This is a genomic window from Mesorhizobium sp. M7A.F.Ca.US.014.04.1.1 (assembly GCF_003998745.1).
Taxonomy (GTDB): Bacteria; Pseudomonadota; Alphaproteobacteria; order Rhizobiales; family Rhizobiaceae; genus Mesorhizobium; species Mesorhizobium ciceri.
Genome location: NZ_RZRW01000834.1, coordinates 1 through 1855, shown reverse-complemented (window position 1 = coordinate 1855; position 1855 = coordinate 1). Strand labels below are relative to the sequence as shown.

3 protein-coding genes and 1 pseudogene are annotated in these 1855 nt (G+C 64.2%); all 4 read right to left on the bottom strand.

Going from position 1 to position 1855, the window contains the following annotated elements; genetic code table 11:
• Positions 1-198: pseudogene (locus EOA22_RS32075) on the bottom strand ((2Fe-2S)-binding protein); the annotation flags it as partial.
• A gap of 59 nt (positions 199-257) precedes the next feature.
• The gene (locus EOA22_RS32070; RefSeq protein WP_063168522.1) at positions 258-1052 is read right to left on the bottom strand and encodes an FAD binding domain-containing protein; all 795 of its coding nucleotides are present in this window, start codon (positions 1050-1052) and stop codon (positions 258-260) included.
• Positions 1053-1065: 13 nt separating this feature from the next.
• The gene (locus EOA22_RS32065) at positions 1066-1509 is read right to left on the bottom strand and encodes an SRPBCC family protein (RefSeq protein ID WP_063168521.1); all 444 of its coding nucleotides are present in this window, start codon (positions 1507-1509) and stop codon (positions 1066-1068) included.
• 132 nt (positions 1510-1641) lie between these two features.
• The coding region (locus EOA22_RS32060) for an AraC family transcriptional regulator (protein WP_164756129.1) at positions 1642-1855 on the bottom strand (214 nt) is incomplete at its 5' end.

The following is a 1855-nucleotide window of genomic DNA, read 5'->3' as shown; positions in this document are numbered from 1 at the left end:
GACCAACGTCAGGCAGGAAGGCCGGAGTTCGCCGTCTAGGATGACAGAACGGGCGAGGCAGGTGCCCTGATGACAGCCGCCCTTCGGCGAGGTGTCGCCGATCTTGTCGCGCAGCGCCTGAAGCAGCGTCGTGCCGCTGTCGATGAATTCGGCCTTTTCCGAGCCGTTGAGCGTGAATTGAACCGGAACCTTTGCCATGTTTTCCTCCCAGCGCGCCTGCCCGAACCAGCGGACAGACGCGCGCCCCCGAACAAATATTATGCGAGCAGCAACCGCCCGAGATGAACCGGCAGGACTTCGGCGCGATACCAGGCGCTGGCGATCGGGTCGGTGATGGGCGAGGTGCCATCACCGGCCGCGGCCAAGGCCGGCGCGATGCCGTCAGCGGTTAGCGTTCGGCCGATCAGCGCTTTTTCCGCCGCCCTGGCGCGCATGGGCCGATCCGCCATGCAGCCGAGTGCGATCCGCGCCGAGGTCACCGAGCCATCCGACGACAGTTCCAGAGCACCGGCTATGCTGAGCACGGAGACGCCCTTGGGCTTGACCCTCGACACTTTCAGGAAGCGGAAACTGTCGGCCTTCGGAAGCGTGAAGCTCACGGAAGTGACGACGACGCGGCTGCCGCCCCGATTGGCCAGAAAAGTCTCGATCGGCGTTTCACCGTCATCGGTGCTGACCGTCGCATCGAGCGCCAGCAGGGCAACAGCGAAATCGCCATACGGGCTCGGGGCAAAAAGATTGCCGCCGACGGTCGCCATGTTGCGGATGGCCGGGCCTCCGACGGCACGGGCGGCCTTGGCGAGCGTGCCGAGCCCCGGATGGCCGGCGATCGCCGCCATGGTCACCGAAGCGCCGATGCAGACTTTATCGCCGGCAACGGCGATGGTGGACAGGGACGGCTCGGTCGACCTGATAAGGCCGGAAACCGAAACGTCGCCTTCATTGGCCGCGCGGACGACCAGCGTGCCGCCACCGAGATAGCGGGTGCCGGCCGCCTTCAGTGCCGCGTTCGCGTCTTTCACCGTTGCAAAAGTCTGCAGTGCCAGCGCCATGGTCTGGCTCCTGTCAGCTCTGGCCGGCGAAATGGCTTTTCAGGGCGTCGAAGCCGCCCTGAAAGACATTGGCGCCCATGCCCTCGGCCAGCTTGTCTGCCTCCTCAGGCGCGGCGTCGAAGCTAGCGGTCCATTCGGCGTAGGTGCGGTCGCCATCGGTGACGCGCCGCAGCTGCAGGGTCGCCTTGTGGTTGGTCAGCGGCTGCGGCGTCTCGAGGATGGAGTAGCTGACCAGGAAATTCTGATCGGAGAAGTCGAGCAGCTTTTCGCGTAGGCGGGCGCCGCTGGCGAGCTGGAAATTGCGCACGCAGCCGATTGTGGTGGCATCCTTGCCGTCTTCAATGTGGCTTTCCACCATGCGCGGATGCCAGCCCGGCAGCCCGTTGAAGTCGCGTATGCGCGCCCAGACCTTTTCGACCGGCGCGTCGATGACGCTGGAGATGGTGACTTTGGCCATTCAAAATGTTCCCTTGCAAAAGCGATCCGGTGCAAGGGTAGGGCGGCCATTTCAGCGACGCTTATCAATGCGTCTTGAGCGCCTATCAAGGAGTCTGAAAAAGGGCGGGGAGTCTGAAAAAGGGCGGCTGGTTCAGGCGATCGCCCGCGCGGCCTCGCGGTAGAGCGTCGGCGGCACGCCGACATGGTCGCGGAAAAAGCGCGAGAAATTGCCCTGCGTGGTGAAGCCGAGATTGCAGGCGACGGAGATCAGCGGTTCCTGCGACCATTGCAGCTGCCGCACCGCTTCCTCCATGCGCAGCGTGTTCCAGTAGACATTGGGCGTCAGATTGGTCTGTTCCTTGAAC

What these genes read in the sequence shown, in the direction of transcription:
- EOA22_RS32070 (WP_063168522.1), bottom strand. Translation starts at nt 1,052, where the DNA reads ATGGCGCTGGCACTGCAGACTTTTGCAACGGTGAAAGACGCGAACGCG.
- EOA22_RS32065 (WP_063168521.1), bottom strand. Translation starts at nt 1,509, where the DNA reads ATGGCCAAAGTCACCATCTCCAGCGTCATCGACGCGCCGGTCGAAAAG.